General features: G+C 67.2%; 18 protein-coding genes, 1 tRNA gene and 1 pseudogene. 13 read left to right on the top strand and 7 right to left on the bottom strand.

Annotation, left to right across the window (positions count from 1 at the left end; translation table 11 throughout):
• Nucleotides 1-525, bottom strand: a 525-nt coding sequence (locus ID132_RS13850) for a PLP-dependent transferase (RefSeq protein WP_235988380.1), incomplete at its 3' end; no start/stop codon positions are given.
• Nucleotides 526-657: 132 nt separating this feature from the next.
• Here ID132_RS13850 and ID132_RS07235 point away from each other — a divergent pair.
• Genes ID132_RS07235 through ID132_RS07245 form a run of 3 tightly spaced genes read left to right on the top strand, consistent with a single transcriptional unit; the run spans nucleotide 658 to nucleotide 3484 of the window.
• Complete coding sequence (locus tag ID132_RS07235) at nucleotides 658-1338, top strand: type 1 glutamine amidotransferase family protein (RefSeq protein WP_125106091.1); 681 nt, start codon at nucleotides 658-660, stop codon at nucleotides 1336-1338.
• Nucleotides 1335-2039, top strand: a complete 705-nt coding sequence (locus ID132_RS07240) for a uracil-DNA glycosylase (protein WP_125106090.1) — start codon at nucleotides 1335-1337, stop codon at nucleotides 2037-2039. Before ID132_RS07235 ends, ID132_RS07240 begins: the two co-directional genes overlap by 4 nt.
• Before the next feature lie 2 nt (nucleotides 2040-2041).
• A complete protein-coding gene (locus ID132_RS07245; RefSeq protein WP_193128247.1) occupies nucleotides 2042-3484 on the top strand; it encodes an amidase in 1443 nt (480 codons plus the stop codon).
• A gap of 29 nt (nucleotides 3485-3513) precedes the next feature.
• On the opposite strand, the gene ID132_RS07250 is transcribed toward ID132_RS07245, so the two are convergent.
• The 3 genes from ID132_RS07250 to ID132_RS07260 form a co-directional block, all read right to left on the bottom strand.
• The gene (locus tag ID132_RS07250) at nucleotides 3514-3918 is read right to left on the bottom strand and encodes a Fe-S oxidoreductase (protein WP_125106088.1); all 405 of its coding nucleotides are present in this window, start codon (nucleotides 3916-3918) and stop codon (nucleotides 3514-3516) included.
• A gap of 3 nt (nucleotides 3919-3921) precedes the next feature.
• The gene (locus tag ID132_RS07255; protein WP_193128248.1) at nucleotides 3922-4659 is read right to left on the bottom strand and encodes a PspA/IM30 family protein; all 738 of its coding nucleotides are present in this window, start codon (nucleotides 4657-4659) and stop codon (nucleotides 3922-3924) included.
• Between the two features lie 85 nt (nucleotides 4660-4744).
• Nucleotides 4745-6760, bottom strand: a complete 2016-nt coding sequence (locus ID132_RS07260) for a TPM domain-containing protein (protein ID WP_193128249.1) — start codon at nucleotides 6758-6760, stop codon at nucleotides 4745-4747.
• Between the two features lie 333 nt (nucleotides 6761-7093).
• On the opposite strand from ID132_RS07260, the gene ID132_RS07265 reads away from it, so the two are divergent.
• The gene (locus ID132_RS07265; protein WP_125106086.1) at nucleotides 7094-7411 is read left to right on the top strand and encodes a DivIVA domain-containing protein; all 318 of its coding nucleotides are present in this window, start codon (nucleotides 7094-7096) and stop codon (nucleotides 7409-7411) included.
• A gap of 68 nt (nucleotides 7412-7479) precedes the next feature.
• Nucleotides 7480-8214 (top strand): gamma-glutamyl-gamma-aminobutyrate hydrolase family protein, encoded by a 735-nt coding sequence (locus ID132_RS07270; RefSeq protein WP_125106085.1) that lies wholly within the window; start codon nucleotides 7480-7482, stop codon nucleotides 8212-8214.
• Between the two features lie 22 nt (nucleotides 8215-8236).
• Here ID132_RS07270 and ID132_RS07275 read toward each other — a convergent pair.
• Nucleotides 8237-8309, bottom strand: a tRNA-Arg gene (locus tag ID132_RS07275).
• A 57-nt stretch (nucleotides 8310-8366) separates the two neighbouring features.
• Here ID132_RS07275 and argS point away from each other — a divergent pair.
• The 7 genes and pseudogenes from argS to prfA all read left to right on the top strand — a co-directional run bounded on the left by argS (nucleotide 8367) and on the right by prfA (nucleotide 17648).
• Entirely contained in the window at nucleotides 8367-10031 is a 1665-nt protein-coding gene (argS, locus tag ID132_RS07280; protein ID WP_125106084.1) for an arginine--tRNA ligase, read from the top strand.
• Nucleotides 10032-10034: 3 nt separating this feature from the next.
• Nucleotides 10035-10808 (top strand): LmeA family phospholipid-binding protein, encoded by a 774-nt coding sequence (locus tag ID132_RS07285; protein WP_193128250.1) that lies wholly within the window; start codon nucleotides 10035-10037, stop codon nucleotides 10806-10808.
• Nucleotides 10809-10818: 10 nt separating this feature from the next.
• Nucleotides 10819-12234 carry a diaminopimelate decarboxylase gene (lysA, locus tag ID132_RS07290; RefSeq protein WP_125106082.1) on the top strand — a complete coding sequence of 472 codons (1416 nt, stop codon included), beginning with the start codon at nucleotides 10819-10821 and terminating at the stop codon, nucleotides 12232-12234.
• Nucleotides 12231-13541, top strand: coding sequence for a homoserine dehydrogenase (locus tag ID132_RS07295; protein WP_193128251.1), 1311 nt, complete (start codon nucleotides 12231-12233; stop codon nucleotides 13539-13541). Before lysA ends, ID132_RS07295 begins: the two co-directional genes overlap by 4 nt.
• Nucleotides 13538-14494: a homoserine kinase gene (gene thrB / locus ID132_RS07300; protein ID WP_125106080.1), complete on the top strand. Its 957-nt coding sequence runs from the start codon at nucleotides 13538-13540 to the stop codon at nucleotides 14492-14494. Before ID132_RS07295 ends, thrB begins: the two co-directional genes overlap by 4 nt.
• A gap of 129 nt (nucleotides 14495-14623) precedes the next feature.
• Nucleotides 14624-16561: a transcription termination factor Rho gene (gene rho, locus ID132_RS07305; protein ID WP_193128252.1), complete on the top strand. Its 1938-nt coding sequence runs from the start codon at nucleotides 14624-14626 to the stop codon at nucleotides 16559-16561.
• Nucleotides 16558-17648: pseudogene (gene prfA, locus ID132_RS07310) on the top strand (peptide chain release factor 1). Before rho ends, prfA begins: the two are co-directional and overlap by 4 nt.
• A gap of 3 nt (nucleotides 17649-17651) precedes the next feature.
• Here the strand turns inward: prfA and cysE are convergent.
• Together cysE and cysK are read right to left on the bottom strand one after the other, a co-directional pair.
• Nucleotides 17652-18236, bottom strand: a complete 585-nt coding sequence (cysE, locus tag ID132_RS07315; protein WP_125106077.1) for a serine O-acetyltransferase — start codon at nucleotides 18234-18236, stop codon at nucleotides 17652-17654.
• 89 nt (nucleotides 18237-18325) lie between these two features.
• Nucleotides 18326-19264 carry a cysteine synthase A gene (gene cysK, locus ID132_RS07320; protein WP_193128253.1) on the bottom strand — a complete coding sequence of 313 codons (939 nt, stop codon included), beginning with the start codon at nucleotides 19262-19264 and terminating at the stop codon, nucleotides 18326-18328.
• 145 nt (nucleotides 19265-19409) lie between these two features.
• Here cysK and prmC point away from each other — a divergent pair, with 145 nt between their 5' ends.
• A complete protein-coding gene (prmC, locus tag ID132_RS07325) occupies nucleotides 19410-20249 on the top strand; it encodes a peptide chain release factor N(5)-glutamine methyltransferase (RefSeq protein WP_193128254.1) in 840 nt (279 codons plus the stop codon).
• Nucleotides 20250-20256 lie beyond the last annotated feature (7 nt).

Below are 20256 nucleotides of genomic sequence, written 5' to 3' on the forward strand. Positions count from 1 at the left end.
TGCCTCGTGGGCGACGTCGGCGACGGTGCGAATGTCCAGCACGTTGATGGCGGGGTTGCCGATTGTTTCGGCGTAGAAGGCCTTCGTGTTCGGGCGAACCGCGTTGCGCCACTGCTCGGGGTCGTTCTCATCGAGGATGAACGTCACCTCGATGCCCGCCTTCGCGAGCGTGTACTTGAAGAGGTTGTAGGTGCCGCCGTAGATCGAGGTCGATGAGACGACGTGGTCGCCTGCGCCCGCGATGTTGAGGATCGCGAGCGTTTCGGCGGCCTGACCGCTCGAGACCGCGAGCGCGGCGGTGCCGCCCTCGAGCGCGGCGACGCGCTCTTCGAGCACGGCGGTCGTCGGGTTGGTGATTCGCGTGTAGATGTTGCCGGTCTCGGTGAGCGCGAACAAGTTCGCGGCGTGATCGGCGTCGTTGAAGGCGTACGCGGTCGTCTGGACGATCGGCGTGATGACCGCGTTGGACGAGGGGTCAATCCGCGTGCCCGCGTGAATCTGGCGGGTTTCGAAGCGCTGTGACATGAAATCTCCTAGAGGTGGCAGCGGTGACACGGAGGGGTGCCGGCGCACCCCAATCATCACCGAGGTGGCGAGGCCATGTGAAATCCACTTGTAATACGGAGACACCGGGTGTGGGACGATGAAGAGGTGACTGTGCTGTTGTCTGGAGGTGGCGACCGCAAGGCGGTGCGCCGGGTTGTTGATCGGCTCTGTCGAGAGCTTGCGAGTAAAGCGGGCGCCTCGCAGGCGCGGCTCGGCGTTCTCGCCGGCGGCGACCCCGTGACACGCGAGGTCGTCGACGCCGTAGCGCCGCCGCTCGGTGTCGACGCAGTGCACCTGCCCGAGACTCCGCAGACCGGCGACTTGCTGATGCTCGCGGGTGTCCTTGTCGGCGACGGGGACGCGGCGCAGCAGCTCATGGCGTTTGGCGAGACGATCAGCGATCTGCGCGGGCTGGTGCATCGCGGCGCCAGCTACGCCGGTATCGGCTCTGGCGCAGCTATCGCGGCGGAACAAGCGCTGCTGGGCGGTAGCGAGGTCGGCTCGGTGCCGGTCGCGCCGACGACGAGCGAGACCGAGCGCGAGGTTGAGCTCACCGCCGGGCTCGGCCTCATTGACCTCACGGTACTGCCGCACGCGGCGGCATCGGGTCGCATTGGCCTCGGCGTCGCGACGATCGAGGCCGGTCTCACTGATCGCATCATCGGGCTCGACGACGCGACCACCCTTTCGATCCGGGATGGCGCACTCGAGTTGCTCGGCCCGGGCAGCATGTGGGAGCTCCTTCGGACCGAGGACGGGGTACTCGTACGCACGAGTCGGGTCTCGGCGTGACGGCGAGGTCGCTGGGGGAGCTCGCAGCCGAGGGCGTGATCGCCGATGACTGGGCGGTTGCGCTCGAACCGGCGCAGGCCGAGCTGCGACGTGCGGGGGAGTTCCTCCGCAGCGAGCTCGCAGCCGGCCGCGAGTACCTGCCGGCGGCCGAGAACATCCTGCGCGCGTTCGCGCAGCCGCTTGCCGACGTGCGTGTCGTGCTGGTGGGCCAGGATCCCTACCCGACGCCAGGGCATCCGATCGGCCTGTCGTTTGCCGTGAACCCCGACGTGCGCCCGCTGCCTCGTTCCCTCAGCAATATCTATCGGGAGCTCGACGACGACCTCGGCATTGCGCCGGCCGCCCACGGCGACCTCAGCCGCTGGAGCGATCAGGGCGTGCTGCTGCTCAACCGTGTGCTCACCGTGCGGCCGGGGGCGCCGGCGTCGCATCGGCGGCAGGGCTGGGAAGCCGTGACCGAGACCGCCCTGCGTGCGCTCGCCTCCCGCGGCACGCCGCTCGTCGCGCTGCTGTGGGGTGCGGATGCGCGCAAGGCGAAGGAGTTTCTCGGCGCGACACCGACGGTCGAATCCGCGCATCCCTCGCCGCTTTCGGCATCGCGCGGGTTCTTCGGCTCGCGGCCGTTCTCGCGCGTCAACGCGCTACTCGGAGAACAGGGCGCCGAGCCCATCAACTGGCGGGTCGAGGTACCGGAGGAATAGCCATGACTGAGCTCCACGAACTCACGGCCAGCGAGCAGGTGCGCCTGCTCGCGGTGGGCGAACTCACGAGCACCGAGCTCGCCGAGCACTATCTCGGCCGCATCGAGCGAGCGAACCCCACGCTGCGGGCCTTCACAACCGTCGATGCGGAACACGCACGGCAACGCGCGGCCGAGCTCGATGAGGCTGGCCGCCCGGGCGTGCTGCACGGCCTCCCGCTTGGCGACAAAGACCTCACGAACCGCGCCGGCGTGCCGACGAGCTACGGCTCGCGGTCAATGGCCGACTTCGTGCCGGAGGTCTCCGACCCGCTCGTTGAGACGCTCGACGCACACGGCGCCGTGTCGCTCGGCAAGACGAACACGCCGGAGTTCGGTTTCCCTTGCTACTGCGAGAACGAGTTGCCGGGCGGCGTCGCTCGCAACCCCTGGGACCTCGGGCGAGGCCCCGGTGGCTCGAGCGGCGGCGCCGCGGTCGCCGTGAGCGCGGGTCTGCTTCCGCTCGCGCCTGGCAGCGACGGCGGAGGCTCGATCCGTATTCCTGCCGCGGCGACCGGCCTCGTGGGCCTCAAGCCGTCGCGCGGCCGCGTGCCCGACGGCAGCGGTCTGGATGCGCTGGCCGGCCTCGGCGTCGCCGGCCCGCTCGCCCGCACGGTCGAGGATGCTGCGCTGCTGCTCGACGCGATGATCGCGCGGGACGCCGAGGGTCGACCGGCGAACCGGTTCACGACCGCGGCCGCGAGCGAACCACCGCGGAGCTATGTCGAGGCTCTGCGCAAAGTCGACCGCAGCCCGCGCCTTCGCGTGGCCTGGAACACGTGGACTCCGTGGGAACCGAGCTACGACATCGAGCTGGCCGCGGAGGCGATCGAGGCGTTCGAGACCGGGCTCGAAGCGGTCCGCGCGCTGGGCCACGAGGTGGCGGAGTTCACCCTGCCCGCGGCGCCGGAGTACTTCGACGCGTTCCGCGCCGTGTGGCGCGGGGGAGCGGCGGGTCTGCCGCTCGACGATGCCCAGCTCGACGGCGTAGAGGCGTTGACGGCGTGGCTCGTGCGCAGCGGCCGCGAGCTGCCCATCCAGGAGCTCTCGCGAGCGCTGTCGGCGCTGTCGGCGTTCGAGCGGCGCATGGTGGCCGCCTACGAACCGTTTGATGTCGTGCTCACGCCGGCGATGGCGATGCTGCCCCGGCCGCTCGGCTGGTTCGACCCGCACGACGGCGAGCGTAACTTCATGCAGCAGTGTCAGTACACGCCGTTCACGAGCTACGTGAACGTCGTCGGACTGCCCGCGATGTCGCTGCCGGTGTTCCAGGGGGCACTGCCGATGGGCATACATGCGATTGGCCGCCCGGGCGACGAACTGACGCTGCTGCGCCTCGCGCGCGACCTCGAGCGCGAATTCGCCTGGCACGAGCGCAGGGCGCCGGGGTGGACCATCGCGGACTAGCCCCGGCGCGCACGCCGCAGCGCCGCCGCTCAGCTCGCCTTTCGGCGGCCTCCGCCCGTGCGCACGTAATTGCCGTCGGCAAGCCCGGCCTCAATCTCGAAGCGGTTCTTGAGCGGGTTTGAGCCGGCCAGGAAGTAGAGGACCGGGAACAGCATGCCGTATCGCTCCCACTGGCGTACATGCCTGAGCTCGTGCCGCAGCACGCGCGAGCTCACGTTCGTGTCGGTGAGATAGACCCGGCCGATGCAGACGCCGCCCCGCTTGAATGCCCATTTGGGCAGCCCATGCAGCACGATCATGCCGTCGTGGCGCTCAATGCGACCAACCGACAGTGGCGCCCCGTAGAGGAGCGCCACCGCCGTGGCGAAGCGGCAGCCGAGTCGCGACAGTGGCGAGTCGAGGGCTACTTCGCCGATGAGTTGTCGAAGTCGCAAGGGCTACTGGGTGATGCTCGACTGCGAGTTGCCCGACTTGAGCGCGGCGAGGCGAGCCTCGACCTCGGTCATCTGGCCGACGTTCTCGAGCTCTTCGAACTGCTTGTCAAGACTCGACGCCTGCAACTCTTGCTGGCCACGGACACGAGCTTCTTCTCGACGTACCTTTTCCTCGAAGCGGCCGAGGTCGGTGGTGGGGTCGAGCACGTTGATCTGCGAGAGGGCATCGTTGACCTTGCCCTGTGCCTCGGCCGTCTTGGCGCGTGCCGAGAGCTCGTCGCGCTTGCGGATCAGCTCGTTGAGCTTGCCGCGCATGCCCTCGAGGCCGTTCTTCAGCTGGTCGACGACCTGGGTCTGCTGCTCGATCTGCGGGCGCGCCGTGTTGACGTTGCCCTCTTCCTCGACCTGGCGCTGAATCGCGACCTTCGCGAGATTGTCGAACTTGTCGGCCGACGCGATGTCGCCGCTGTTGCGGAACTCGTCGGCCTTGTTCGACGCGGCGAGCGCCTTCTGGCCCCAGTCGCGCGCATCCTGCTCGTCCTGGCGCGCGTCGTCCTCGAGCATGCGCAGGTTGCCAATCGTCTGCGAAATCGCGGCCTCGGCGTCGGCGATGTTCGCGGAGTAATCACGGATCAGCTGATCGATCATGATCTGCGGGTCTTCCGCCTGGTCGATCAGGCTGTTGATATTGGCACGAACAAGCTGTGAGATGCGGCCGAAAATTGACTGCTTCTGGGCCATGGGAATGCTCCTTGGTGATCGAATCGGTGGATGATCGTGAACTGAATTTATGTTGCGTGTCTGACCAGTTGGCTGATAGCGGCGACTAGCGGGTTCCGCCGCCCCCGCCGAAGCCGCCTCGGCTGCCGCCGCCGCCCGAGAAACCGCCGCCGCCTCCGCCGCCGCCGAAACCACCAAAGCCGCCAAAGCCGCTCCAGTCGTTGTCGTGGCGCCGCGACGAGCCCGAGTCGCTCAAGATGCCGCTGATGATGCCGCCGAGGATTGCCCCGCCCATGCTCGAAAGGAACTGGTCACCGCCACCGCCGTAGGAATTGCGGTGTCGCCCGTAGCCTGCATGGCTCGTCGAGTCCCACGAGCTGAACGAGTACGTGTTGTCGACCTCTTGCTTGCCGGTGGAGAGCGCGGTGCGGGCGAGGTGATCGGCATCGTTCGCGAGCTGCAGCGCCTGCACCGGATCATCGTTGCGGAGGGCCTCGGCGCGGGCGAGCTGAGACTCGGCCTGGTCGAGGCGGGTGCGGGGCCCGGAGGACACGGCGCCGCGCTTCGAGTTGATGAACTGCGCTGCGGCGCTGATTTCCGCGCTCGCGTTGCGCAGCGCTTCGGGCAGCCGGGCGCGCGCGTGATCAACGCGCTCCTTCGCGTCGAGCAGGCCGCCGAGTGCGTCGTCGAGGCGACCCGCCACCGCGTGGAGCCGCTCGATCGTGCCCGCCGGGTCGGTGAATCGGCCCGCAGCCTGGTCGATGTCGGCGAGCAGCTTGCGTGCCTCGGTGACTGTTTCGGTCGTAGTCGCCGACGGCGTGACCGACGCGGTGCCGGTAAGGTCTTCAACCTGCGCGAGCGTGCGCTTGAGCTGGGCGGCCTCGTCGGCGATCTGGCGGGGTGCTCGTTCAAACAGCTCGCGCGTGGCCGTGAGGCCCTTCACGAGTCCGTCGAACTGGGCGAATGCGTTCTCGGCGTCGGTGATATCGACGATCGCGGCGCCGGCATTGCCGGCCTCGGCGGATGCCGTGGCCCCCTCGATCTCATCGTCGGCGAGATCGAGCAACTGACCAGCCTGGCCGATGTCCGCGCCGATGCGGTCGCGCGCCGACTGGTCGTAGTGCGCATCCAAGCCGTCGAACCAGCTCGAAATCTCGGCGAGGCGCGGCCGGGCGGCCTCCGCACGCTGGCGCAGAGCGACGAGCAGCTTCGGTGCGTCGTTCTGCCGCACGCGGAGCTCCTGGAAGTGGCTGGCCTGGTCGCCGAGTCGCTTGGTCGCGGTGTCCGTGATGGTCAGGATGCGCTCGATCCACGCCTCGCGGTCCTCGGGTGCATCGGGGATATGGTCAAGCAGCTTGCCTTGGAGTTCGAAGGCCTCCTTCGACGCCTTCTTCGCCATGCCGAGCTCGTTTTGATACACCTTCACTTCGTCAGAGCCGAACTCGGCGCTCGCAAAGGCGACCTCCTCGTCGGACGACTTGATCAGGTTGTCCATCCGCACAAGCTGGATTGACGCCTGCTGCCGGCGCGCCTCGAGTTCGGCGGCCTGCTTCTGTTCGGCCTCGCGAAGTTGTTTTTGACGCTTGCGGCGGCCGTTGAGGAACACGATCGCGACGACGATGAGCACCACCAACACGAGCACGCCGAGCACGATCGTGAAGACGTTTGAGTTCTCGCTGCTCGTGCTCGTGGCACCGGAGGTGTCGCTGCCTGAGCTCCCGGACCCGCCGGAGTACGAGCCGTTCAGCGCCTGCTCGAGTTCGCTCGCCGCCTGCACCGCGGCACCGACGAAGTCGCGCTGGTTCACGAGCGGCAGGATGTCGTTCTGAATCGACTCGCGATCGGCGCTTGACAGCGAGAGGCTCTGGTCGACGTTGAGCCCGTACTCGCCTGCGTCAGTGCCGATGTAGAGAACGATGTCGTTGATGCCGAGCTGGCTGTCGAGGGCGACCGCGCTCGCCCAGTCATTGCCGACGTTTGGGTTCTCAAAGGTGCTGACGATGACCACGTAGAGGCTGCTGCCCGTGGCGGACTCGAGGCTCGCCGAAGCGTCTTCGATCTCAGAGATGTCGCTGTTCGAGAGGGTGTTCGTCGTGTCGGTGACGAGCCCAGTCAGTTCCATCGGCTCCTCCGCCGATGCGCCCTGCGCGGGGAGAAGCGCGAGGCAACTCGCCAAGAACAGCGACAGCAACAGCGCAGCGGTACGGCGGAGTGTGAGCATCCAGTCCCTCCAGATGTCGAGCCTCATCGAACCGGGGGATTCGAGAGGAATCGAACGTAGTCCCTACCGAAACTAGGGCACGATGCGGGGATCTATCTGAACCCCTCAGCCGAGCCAGAGCGGCGACGCGACGAGGTGAACAATTGGTGTACCCCTGCGTGTGGCTAGTCACGCCGTAGGCCCCGGGCTAACATCTGGTGGCGAGATGGAAATGACTATCTCGGAGAAATAAATATGCGCAGTGATGAATTACTGAATCAACAGTTCCGTTCAACCAAGTACTCCTACGGGTACGACCAGCGAGAAGTAGACACATTCATCGACCGGGCGGCCGCCACGCTCAAAATCTATGAGTCTGGCACCGTGCACAGCGACATCCGCACCAGCGATGTCGGTCTCGAGCATCCGCCGATCACCTCGCAGTTCGTCAACAACGTTCGGTTCACCCCCACGCACCTCAGCGAGGGGTACGACCAGCACGATGTGGACGACTTCCTCGACCGACTCGCATCGGCGTTCCAAATCCTGGAAGCCCCCGAACCGCGAGACTAATCACGCTCCACAACCCGACATGGCCACCGTGACGCAGAAGGCGCCTGCCGACTGCTATAACGGTGGCCATGTCACTTCTTTCCCCACGCGTCCTCATCGTCGACGCGACCATGCTGCGCGCGGACACGCGCTTCACCGGCCAGCTCGAACCCCTCAGCCAGCAGGTCGCGCGCGTGAGCGAGGCGGCGCAGTTGACGCCCGAGCGGCTCGCGATCGGTGACGCCACCGCCGAGGAGGTCGAGGCTGCCTATGAGCGCGCCGATGCGATCGTCGTCATGGGCGGCGAAGACGTGACGCCGAGCCTCTACGGCATGGGCACCGACTACCCCGAGTCGGGCACGCACCTGCGCGAGGCGGATGAGCGCAGCTGCGAGCTCATCCGTCGCGCGATCAGCGACGGTATCCCCCTGCTCGGGATCTGCCGCGGTCTGCAGCTGCTCAACGTCGCCTGCGGCGGCACGCTCGTGCAGCACCTCGAGAACTCGGATGCGCACCGCTACCTTCCGCCGCGCGACGGCGACTTCATCCGGCACCCGGTCGACATCGATGCGGGCTCGCTGCTTGCACAGTACCTGGGGGAGCATCTCGAGGCGGTGGAGTCGGCGCACCACCAAGTCGTGGCGGAGCCGGGCCAGGGACTGCGCGTCAGCGCGCACGCCGAGGACGGCACCCCGGAGGGTCTCGAGCACGTGAGCGCGCCGGTCTTCGCGGTGCAGTGGCACCCAGAATCGGAGTCGAGCGAGCCCTCGCAACTGCCCGCCCTCTTGACCGGGCTGCGAGCCGAGGTTCGCGAACGCGCGTGAGGGTTCGCTAGTGACAACTGAGTGCCCCCGACAGGAGTCGAACCTGCGACCTACGGTACCGGAAACCGGCGCTCTATCCACTGAGCTACGGAGGCGAACAAGCGACAAGCGTAGCAGCAACCGGGCACGCAACTTGCGTACGATTGAGCGTGATGACTGACCAGAACCTTTCGCACGTCCTTGCTGCCGCCACGACCGCAGCGCTTTCCCGTCACGATGCCGGTGCCGTTGAGCTCAGCGACGATGACCTGAAGCTCGAGCGTCCGCGTAATCGCGAGCATGGCGACTGGGCCTCGAATATTGCGATGCGCTACGCGAAGCGGGTGGGCACGAATCCCCGCCAGCTCGCGCAGGAGATCGCGGAGGGGCTCGAGGGTGACCCGAGCGTCAAGCGCGTCGAGGTTGCTGGCCCCGGCTTCATCAACATCACGCTCGACGAGGCGGCCGCGGGTGCGCTCGCGCTCAAGATCGTCGAGGCGGCAGGCTCCTACGGCACATCAGCCGCGCTCGCCGGTCACAACATCAACCTTGAGTTTGTGTCGGCGAACCCGACCGGCCCCATCCACCTCGGTGGTGCCCGCTGGGCCGCTGTCGGCGACTCGCTCGCCCGCGTGCTCATTGCGGCCGGTGCACAGGTGACCCGCGAGTACTACTTCAACGACCACGGCGCGCAGATCGACCGCTTCGCCAAGTCACTGCTCGCCGCGCACCTCGGCGAGGCAACGCCCGACGACGGCTATGGCGGGGCGTACATCGCCGAGATCGCCGCCGCGGTCGCCGACGAGTTCGCCGACGAGCTGGCTGCCGCCGAGTCGCGTGAGGCGCAGCAGGAGTTCTTCCGAAGCCGCGGCGTCGAGCGCATGTTCGGCGAGATCAAGCAAAAGCTCGAGGACTTCCGCGTGGTCTTCGACGTCTTCTTCCACGAGGACTCGGTGCACGAGGACGGCTCGGTCGCCCTCGCGGTCGAACGACTCAAGGAGCGCGGCGAGGTGTTCGTCGAGGACGGCGCGACGTGGCTTCGCTCGACCGACTTCGGTGACGATAAGGACCGCGTGATCATCCGGTCGAACGGCGAGCCCACCTATTTCGCGGGCGACATCGGTTACTACCTGAACAAGCGCGAGCGCGGCTTTGACGAGTGCATCATGCTGCTCGGTGCCGACCACCACGGCTACATCGGTCGCCTCATGGCGATGGTGTCGGCATTCGGCGACACCCCCAACGTGAACCTGCAGGTGCTCATCGGCCAGATGGTCAATCTGGTGAAGGACGGCCAGCCGGTGCGCATGTCGAAGCGTGCGGGCACGATCGTCACGCTCGACGACCTGGTGGATGCGGTCGGTGTCGACGCGGCACGCTACGCCCTCGTGCGTGGTTCGACGAATTCGTCGATGGACATCGACCTCGACCTGCTCGTGAGCCGCACGAACGACAACCCAGTCTACTACGTGCAGTACGCCCACGCGCGTACCCGCGCCGTCGCGCGCAACGCCGAGGCGGTGGGCATCGACGGCAGCGGCTTCGACCCAGCGCTGCTCGCGCACGCGAGCGAGAACGAGCTGCTCGGCCAGCTGCGCGAGTTCCCCCGCATCGTTGAGTTTGCGGCGCTAGAACGCGAGCCGCACCGTGTGGCCCGCTACCTCGAAGACCTGGCCGCGCGCTACAACCGCTGGTACGACCAGACCCGCGTGCTGCCGCAGGGCGACGGCGAGGTTGAGGCGCTGCACCACAGCCGCTTCGTGCTCAATCAGGCGGCCTCGCAGGTGCTGCGTACCGGGCTTGAGCTGCTCGGCGTGACCGCGCCGGAGCGCATGTAGCCGATGGCAGCAGCGCGTCGACGCACCCGACCCGGCATCATCGCGGCGATCATCGTGATCGCCGTGGTGGTGCTGCTCGTCGTGGTCGAGATCGTCGCTCGGGTGCTCGTCGGCCGCATCACGGCGCAGGAGGTTGAGCAACGACTGCCCGACGGGCTCTCGGCTGACGTCAGCGCGGCCGCGACCGGCACGTGCATCACGTGCGAGTTACTTGGCGGTTCGCTCTCGGGCATCCACGTAACGAGCGACGACGTGACGTTTGGCGACGTGACCGGGGCCGCGAGTATCGACGCGCACGACGTGAAGCTCGGCTCGCCGATCACGGTGGGCAGCCTGAACGGCTCGATTGGCATCGACGAAGACGAACTCAATGCACTGCTGCAGGAGGTGGCGGCGCAGTCGGGCATCGAGATTCACTCAATCGAACTGCGCGACGACGGCATCTCCTACGGCACCGAGGTCGAGGTATTTGGCGAGACAGTCGGGCTCTCGGTCGTCGCCAATCTCGAACCCCGCAGCGGTGGTCGCCTGCGCGTCGTGGCCGANAGGTCTCGATCACTTCGGGCCTCGGCTCGGCGCAGGTCGAGCTCGATGCCGATCGCTTCAGCTTCGAAATGTGCCTGGCCGAACACCTCCCTGCCGAGGTGCAACTCACGAGCGTGCAGCCCTCGGCACAGCACGTCGACATCAGCTTCCGCAGCACGAGCGCCATTCCGCTCGACGACACCGCGTTCGCCGAGCTCGGCAGCTGCACCTGACCATTGGCCCCCCAAGTAGGATGACGAGGATGCACGCCTCCGAGAACGCACCGCTCGCGCCCGACTGGCTCGAGCTGCCCAGCGACACCGCAACGCTTGACGACGGGGTTTGGCCCGTCACAGCGCGTCGCACCGATTCTGGCGAGCTCGAACTCGGCGGCGTCTCCGCGGCCCAGCTGCTGGAGGCGCATGGCTCGCCGCTCTATGTCATCGACGAGCAGGATGCGCGGGGTCGCGCCGCCCACACGCTCGGCGCATTCACCGACGCGTTTGGCGCCATTGGCGCCGAGGTCGAACTCCACTATGCGAGCAAGGCGCTGGTGACCATCGATATTGCTCGGTGGATGGCCGAGGCCGGTCTGGGCCTCGACGTCGCAAGCGGCGGCGAGCTCGAGGTCGCGCTGGCGGCGGGCGTCGACCCGGCCAAGATCGGGATGCACGGCAACAACAAGTCGCGCGCCGAGCTCGAGCGCGCGGTCGGCGCTGGCGTCGGCTGCATCATCATCGACTCGATGGGCGAGGTTGCGCTGCTCGCCGAGGTCGCAGCCCGGTTGGGCCGCATCCAGCCCGTCATGGTGCGCATCAACGTCGGCATTCACGCCTCGACGCATGATTACCTCGCGACGAGTCACGAAGACCAGAAGTTTGGCCTGACGCGCGAGGCGGCGATTGACGCCGTGACGCGCATCCGCGCGAGCGAGTCGCTCGAACTCGTCGGCCTGCACTCGCACATCGGTTCGTCGATTTACGAGTCCGAGGGCTTCGGTGCCGCCGCCAGCCGGCTCATGCTCCTGCGCGCGCAGCTGCTCGCCGACGGCCCGGTGCCCGAGGTGAACCTCGGCGGCGGGTTCGGCATCAACTACCTGCCGAGCGACCAGGCGCCCGACGTGCGCGAGCTCGCCCGCGGGATTGCGGCCGAAGTTGAGCGCGTCTGCGACGAGACTGGGAGCAGCCTGCCCCGGTTCGTATTCGAACCCGGTAGGTCCATCGTGGGTCCGTCGGGCGTGACGTTGTACACCGTCGGTTCGACGAAGATCGTCACGGTGCCGGGGGAGTCCGGCGGCGAGCGCGAGTACATCGCGGTCGATGGTGGCATGAGCGACAACATCCGCCCCGCCCTCTACGGTGCCGACTACTGCGTGCGACTCGCGAATCGGGTTTCGGACGCGCAACCGCGTCTCGTGCGCGTCGTGGGAAAGCACTGCGAGTCCGGCGATATCGTGGTGAACCATGATTACCTTCCCGGTGATGTCACCGCGGGGGATCTGCTCGCCGTGCCCGCGACCGGCGCCTACGGCTGGTCAATGGCGAGCAACTACAACTATCTGGAGCGCCCGGCAATTGCCGCGGTGCGCGACGGAGTCGCGCGAGTTCTCGTGCGGCGTGTGACCATCGATGACCTGCTGGCCTACGACGCCGCATGGAATGGAAAGGCGAGCTCGTGAACGAACAGCGCACCGTGAAAGTCGCGCTCCTCGGAGCCGGTTCCGTTGGGAGCCAGGTGGCCCGACTTCTGCTGGAGGACGGCGAGGAGTTTTCGCGCCGTGCCGGCGCGAAAATCGAGCTCGTCGGGATTGCCGTGCGCAATCTTGATTCGAAGCGCGACGTTGAGCTCCCGCGCGAACTGCTGACCACGGACGCCGAGAACCTCATTCTTCAGGCCGACTTCGTGATCGAGCTCATGGGAGGCATCTCGCCCGCACGCGAGCTCATCACCCAGGCGCTCGAGTCCGGCGCCGACGTCGTGACCGCAAATAAGGCGCTGCTCGCGAGCCACGGCCCCGAGCTCTTCGGCATCGCAGAACGTGTGGGTGCTCAGCTGCACTACGAGGCGGCCGTCGCTGGCGCGATCCCGATCATCCGCCCGCTGCGCGAGAACCTCGCGGGCGACCGCATCGAGCGCATCCTCGGCATCGTCAACGGCACGACCAACTACATTCTCGACCGCATGTATTCGAAGGGTGACACGTTCGAGGAGTCGCTGCGCATCGCGACGGAGCTCGGCTACGCCGAGGCCGACCCGACCGCCGACATTGAGGGCTACGACGCCCAGCAGAAGGCGGCGATTCTCGCGTCGATCGCGTTCCACACTGAGGTGCCACTCGAGCAGGTGCACCGCGAGGGCATCACGCAGGTCACGATTGAACAGATCGATGATGCGAAGCGCGCCGGGTTCGTCGTCAAGTTGCTCGCGATCTGCGAGCGGGTGCCCGGTGCCGACGGCGCCGAGGCGATTTCTGCCCGCGTGTACCCCGCGCTCGTTCCCGAGGCGCACCCGCTCGCCTCGGTGCACGGTGGCAACAACGCCGTGTTCGTCGAGGCCGCGGCGGCCGGCCCGCTCATGTTTTACGGTGCGGGCGCCGGCGGCATCCAGACTGCATCCGCGGTGCTGGGTGACCTCGTCTCGGCCGCTCGCCGGCACGTGCTCGGGGGCCCCGGCCTCGGCGAGTCGATGGACGCGAACCTCACCGTGCTCGACTCGGGCGAGATCCGCACGCGCTACCACATCGCCCTCGGCGTGACGGATGCGCCCGGCGTGCTCGCCGAAGTCGCACGCACTTTCGCTGAACACCACGTCTCGGTGTCGACGCTCGAGCAGGCGCGCACTGAAGACGATCACGCTGCGACGATCGTCATTGTGACGCACCTCGCCACCGACGGCGCCCTGCAGCGGCTCGTGGAGTCGCTGGGTGAGCTCGATGTCGTGACGCGCATTGCCGGTGTCCTTCGCGTCGAAGGAGGCGCCGAGTGAGCCGCGTGACGGAGGGCGCGAGGGCCCACGTACGAGTTCCCGCCACGAGTGCCAACCTTGGCCCGGGCTTTGACACCCTCGGCCTAGCCCTCGCGGTCTACGACGAGCTTGAGGTCGAGGCGCTCGCGCCCGGCCGCTACGAGTTTGAACTCTCGGGCGTCGGCGCGGATGCGGTCCCTCGCGACGAACGTCACCTCGTGATTCGCGCGATGCAGCACACGTTCGAGAAGCTCGGCTTCGATATGCCGGGCATCCGACTGCGTGCGGTGAACTCGATTCCCCACGGCCGCGGACTCGGTTCCTCGGGGGCGGCCATTGTCTCGGGCGTGCTCGCCGCATCCGGCCTGATCTCCGATCAGCGGACCGTGACCGCCGAGGAAATGCTCTGGCTCGCGACCGACCTTGAGGGGCACCCCGACAACGTCGCTCCCTGCCTGTTCGGTGGGCTGACGATTGCCTGGATGGACGCCGACGAGCAGGCGCATTCGAAGCAGCTCGCGGTGCATCGCGGCGTCTCAGTGCTGGTGCTGGTGCCCGACGAGACGATGTCGACCAAGGTCGCACGCTCGCTTCAGCCCGAGCACGTGCCGCACGCCGATGCGATTTTTAACCTCTCGCGCTCGGCTCTCATGGTCGCCGCGATGATTCAAAGTCCCGAGCTGCTCTTCGACGCCACCGAGGACCGCCTGCACCAGACGTACCGCGCCGCGGCGATGCCGAAGACGAAGGCGCTCATCGACGCGCTGCGCGAACAGGGGCTGGCCGCGGTAGTCTCGGGTGCCGGGCCAAGCGTGCTCGTGCTCTGTGATGACCCGGGTGCACGCCTGCGAGCAGCAGAAATTGCCGCCGCTCGCACTGACACGACATGGCGCGCGCTCATGACCGCCGTTGATGTTCAGGGTGCTACAGTTGGTGCGGCTGCGGGCCAGGCGACATCAGCGCCGCTCGGTTAGCTCGGTCGCACTTCTCGCGATCGGCATCCCGCTTCGCCATTTCTCTCGACCGGTGAGGTTTCTCGCCAGCGTCGATTTCCCAGCGCCCCGCATACGCGCGGGGTGCGTCACCGCAAGGAAAAGAACTTCATGACCGATTCCACGACTCCGAACGAGTCGCGCTCGCTCGAACAGATGCGTGTCGCCGACCTGCAGGCCCTGGCGGCTCAGCACGGAATCAAGGGCGCCGCACGCATGCGCAAGAGCGTGCTGATCGACGCGATCCAGCAGGCGCAGGCGGGCGCGACCGCCGCGCCGGCGCAGCCCGCCGAGGCCGCTGCGGCACCGGCAACCGAGGCGAACGCCGAGCCCGAGGCTGTTCAGGCCGAAGCTCCTGCCGCCGAGGCACCCGAGGCCGAGTCCACCGAAGTGGCCGAGTCCGGCCTGTCCGCCGGGGACGCACCCGAGGCCGACGCCACCACCAAGTCGCCGGCGCCGGCCGCGGCCGCGGCCGAGCAGACCAAGCCCGCTGAGGGCCGCGGTCGGCGCAATCGCCGCGCGAGCAGCTCGGGTGAGGCCCAGCAGGTAGAGCCGAAGCAGAGCGCACGCAAGGCACAAGCCAACGACGGCGCCGCCAAGAGCGACTCGCCGCTCAGTCTGGACGACATCGTCCTGCCGCCCGCGCGCGAGGACGAGGCCGATTCGGCCGACGACGAGCAGCAGAACGAGAGCCACGGGCGCAAGCGCAACCGCAACCGCAATCGCAACGGACGGCAGGGCGACGACGCGAAGCAGGACTCGGGTCGTCAGCCCGGCAACAATGACTCCGGCCAGAATGCGAAGAGCAACCAGGCCGGCCAGAACAACCAGGGCGGCAGCACGAACGCCGACCGCAAGCGCAAGCGCAACCGCGATGATGTCGACCCAGAGATCGCACCTGACGACGTGCTGCTGCCGATCGCGGGCATCCTCGACGTGCTCGACAACTACGCCTTCGTACGCACGAGCGGCTACCTTGCCGGCAGCAACGACGTCTATGTCTCGCTCGGCCAGGTGAAGAAGTACAACCTCCGCAAGGGCGACGCCATCGTTGGCGCGATCCGTCAGCCGCGCGAGGGGGAGTACCAGTCGGGGCGCCAGAAGTACAACGCGCTCGTCAAAATCGACACGGTGAACGGCGAGCAGCCCGACCCGGCCCGCGAGCGCGCCGAATTCGAGAAGCTGACCGCGCTCTACCCGATGGAACGGATCACGCTCGAGACCCCGGGCGGCCACACCGCGCAGCGCATGATCGACCTGTTTGCGCCGATCGGCAAGGGTACCCGTGGGCTGATCGTCGCCCCGCCGAAGTCGGGCAAGTCGATCATGCTTGAGCGCATCGCGAACGCGATTGCCCAGAACAGCCCCGACACACACCTCATGCTCGTGCTCGTCGACGAGCGACCCGAAGAGGTCACCCGCCTCGAGCGCACGATTCACGGCGAGGTCATCTCGTCGACGTTCGATATGCCGGCCGAGAACCACACCACGATCGCCGAGCTCGCGATCGAGCGCGCGAAGCGCCTTGTCGAACTCGGGCTCGATGTCGTGGTGCTGCTCGATTCGATCACGCAGCTCGGTCGCGCCTACAACCTGACCGCGCCAGCAACCGGCCGCATCATTGCCGGCGGCGTTGACGCATCCGCGCTCTACCCGCCGAAGCGCTTCTTCGGCGCTGCCCGCAACGTCGAGAATGGTGGCTCGCTCACGATCCTCGCCACGGCAATGGTCGAGACCGGTTCGCGCACCGACGAGGTGATCCTCGAGGAGTTCGCCGGCACCGGCAACATGGAGCTTCGCCTGTCGCGCGAGATCGCGAACAAGCGCATCTTCCCGGCCCTCGACATCCAGCAGTCCTCAACCCTGCACGAGGACCAGCTGCTCGACGCTGACGAGCTCGAGGCGACCTGGGCGATTCGCCGTGCCCTCGGCGGCGACGCACAGGTTTCGCTCGAGGCCGTGCTCGAACGCATCAGCCAGACGACGACGAACGAGGAATTCCTCGCGTCGGTGCGCGCCAACCCGATCAGCCCGGTGACGGCCCGATGAGCCGCCGGGACGAATTCGCGGAGTCGCTTGCGACCTTACGCGCCGAGCACACCGATTTGCAGAACCAGCTCGCTGAGCCGGAGCTGCACTCGAATCCGGCCCGCGCCAAGAAGGTCAACCGCCGCTACGCGGAGCTCTCGCAGATCATCGCCGCCGACGACAAGCTCGCGGCCCTCGAGGGCGACCTTGAGGCCGCGGTCGAACTCGCGAAGGAAGACGAGCTGTTCGCCGAGGAGGCCGAGACGACTCGCGCCCGCGTTGCCGAGCAATCCGAGAAGCTGCGCCGTCTGCTTATCCCTCGCGACCCCGACGACGGCCGCGACGTGATTATGGAGATCAAGGGCGGCGAGGGCGGCGAGGAATCGGCGCTGTTCGCGGCCGACCTCCTGCGCATGTACAGCCACTACGCCGAGCAACGGGGTTGGAAGGTCGAGATACTCGACTCCACCACGAGTGACCTTGGCGGGTACAAGGACGTTCAGGTGGCGATCAAGTCGTCGTCGAACGACCCCGCCGAGGGCGTGTGGGCGTCGCTCAAGTACGAGGGTGGTGTGCACCGCGTGCAGCGCGTGCCCGCGACCGAATCACAGGGGCGCATCCACACCTCGACGACCGGTGTGCTCGTCTTCCCCGAGGTAGATGAGCCCGAAGAGGTGCAAATTGACCAGAACGACCTCAAGATCGACGTCTATCGTTCGTCGGGCCCCGGCGGCCAGNGAATACGACCGACTCTGCGGTGCGCATCACGCACGTGCCCACGGGAATCGTCGTGTCGATGCAGAACGAGAAGTCGCAGATCCAGAACCGCGCGGCCGCAATGCGCGTGCTGCAGGCCCGCCTCCTCGCTCGCCAGCAGGAGGAGCAGGCCGCGGCCGAGGCGAATGCTCGTCACTCGCAGATTCGTACGATGGATCGCTCCGAGCGCATCCGCACGTACAACTTCCCCGAGAACCGCATCGCGGACCACCGCACCGGTTACAAGTCGTACAACTTGGACGCGGTGCTCAGTGGGGCGCTTGGCCCGGTCATCGAGTCGGCCATCACGGCCGACGAAGAGGCGCGCCTTGCTGCGCTCGGCGGGGAGTAACCGCTAGATAACCCAGTCGCCGGCTTCTTGCAGTGCGATTCGTGACTGCGGGCGGTTGCGGGCGGGGATTCCGGTGAGAACCGACCTCGGCTGCGCCGAACGCGTCACGACGGAGTTGGCACCAATCTTGGTGTCGCTACCGATCTCGATCGGGCCGAGCAGCTTCGCACCGGCGCCGATCATCACCCGGTCACCGATGGTCGGATGGCGTTTGATGCGCTTGCTCGACACGCCGCCCAGCGTGACGCCGTGGTAGATCTTCACGTCGTCGCCAACGACCGCGGTCTCGCCGATCACGACGCCCATGCCGTGGTCAATAAATAGGCGGTGCCCGATCGTCGCCCCCGGGTGAATCTCGATGCCCGTCGCGAAGCGGGCGAACTGCGAGATGGCCCGCGCGAAATACTTCTTGCCCGGGGTTCCGGTGACCCAGAAGCGATGCGCGATGCGATACGCCCAGACGGCGTGCAGCCCCGAGTAGATCGTCGCAACGGATGCGCGCGAGCGGGCCGCGGGGTCGCCGTGTTGGGCGGCGGTGATGTCCTCGCGCACACCTCGGAAGAACTCGTCACCGGGAAGTCGAACCATGCTTGCTATTTTTCCACATCCGTCGGGCACGCAAGCGGCGGGGCGCGCGCAGTTGCGCACGACCTCGCCGTTCACGATGCGGTGACTGGTTAGTTGCTCTCGCGGAGGTCGTCGAAGAGGACACTCGAGAGATAGCGCTCACCCGTGTCGCAGACGATCACGACGATGTTCTTGCCCGCGTTCTCGGGGCGGCGCGCGACCTGGAGTGCGGCCCAGACGTTCGCCCCCGACGAGATGCCTGAGAAGAGGCCCTCTGAGCGCGTGAGTTCACGCGAGGTTGCGATCGAGTCCTCGAGCGTCGTGTCGATGACCTCGTCGATAACGGACTGGTCGAGGATCTCGGGGATGAAGTTGGCGCCGAGGCCCTGGATTTTGTGGGGGCCGGCCTTGCCTTCGGTGAGCAGCGGCGAGTCCTTCGGCTCAACGGCGACGATCTTTACCTCCGGCTTGCGCTCTTTGAGCACCTGGCCAACGCCGGTGATAGTGCCACCGGTGCCGATGCCGGCAACGAAGATGTCGATGTCGCCGTCGGTGTCGTTCCAGACCTCTTCCGCGGTGGTCTCACGGTGGATCTCGACGTTCGCCTCGTTCTCGAACTGGCTCGCGAGAATCGAGTTCGGCGTGTTCTCCTGTAACTCCTGCGCCTTGGCAACTGCGCCGCGCATGCCCTCAGGGCCGGGGGTGAGGATGAGCTCGGCACCGAACGCACGCATGAGCTGCCGGCGCTCAAGCGACATTGTTTCGGGCATCGCGATGACGACCTTGTAGCCGCGCGCGGCGCCGACCGCCGCAAGCGCGATGCCGGTGTTGCCCGAGGTGCCCTCGATGATGGTGCCGCCCGCCTGGAGCGCGCCGCTGCGCTCGGCTGCGCGGACGATGCCCCAGCCGAGGCGGTCCTTTACGCTCGCGGTCGGGTTATTGAACTCGAGCTTCGCGTAGACGTTCGCGTCGGAGTCGTTGATGCGGTTGAGGCGCACCAGGGGAGTGCCGCCAATCACTTCGGTGACGTCGTTGTAGATCTTGGCCATGTGAAGACTGCCTCTCAGAGTGTGGGAGCCGGGATCGAACCCGGCGGACCGTACGGCAGTTATCCAATCAGCACTCCGTGAGCCACGCCTGGAAGCGCGTCACGATCCGTCACCTTGTTACGCCGCCTACAGTTGACGCGTGCGCATGGACGAACTTCTCGCGATGGTGACCCGCCGGCTGCTGCGATCGCAGCTCACGGCACGGGATGCGGTATTGCTCGCCTCCGTGGGCCTTGGGCGTTCGCTCGGCGACATCGAACTCGCGCGGCTGCTCGGTAAGACGGTCGAGGTCAGCGAAGCGGAACGCGTCCTGTCGCTCGCCGATCGGAGGGCCCGGCGCGAGCCGCTTCAGCATCTCGCGGGTGCGGCGCCATTTCTCGAGTTGGACCTCGCCGTCGGGCCCGGGGTGTTCGTGCCTCGGCCCGAGACCGAGGTGCTCGTCGAACGCGTGACCGAGGAACTCGGTGCCACGCCCGCGGGCCACATCGCCGACCTCGGCTCGGGATCGGGCGCGATTGCGATCACGCTGGCACGCCGGGCGGCAGGGCGCGAAGTGTTTGCCTTCGAGTCCTCTCCATATACCTGGCCCTGGCTGCGTCGAAACATCAACGCACTCGCACCCGAGGTTGTGCCCCGCTTCGGCGACTGGCGCGCCTCGATCGACCGCATCGACGGCGAGTTCGCGGCCCTCGTCTCAAATCCGCCCTATGTTCCGGCGCGCGAGATCCCCCGCGACCCCGAGGTGCGACTGTTCGACCCAGAGGCCGCGCTCTACTCGGGCTCGGACGGGCTCGACGAGATTCGCCGCATTGCGGAGGTCGCCTCCGAGCGACTCGTGCCGGGCGGGTTCGTGGCCGTGGAGCACACCGAAGACCAAGGGGGATCGGTACGCCAGCTGTTCGGCGACGCGGGTCTCGTCGGTTCGTTCACGATTCAAGACCTCGCCGAACGGGATCGCCATACGTTCGCACGTCGCCCCGACTAGACTGGGC

Origin of the sequence: Gulosibacter sediminis, from assembly GCF_014904065.1 — a bacterium.
Lineage (GTDB): Bacteria > Actinomycetota > Actinomycetes > Actinomycetales > Microbacteriaceae > Gulosibacter > Gulosibacter sediminis.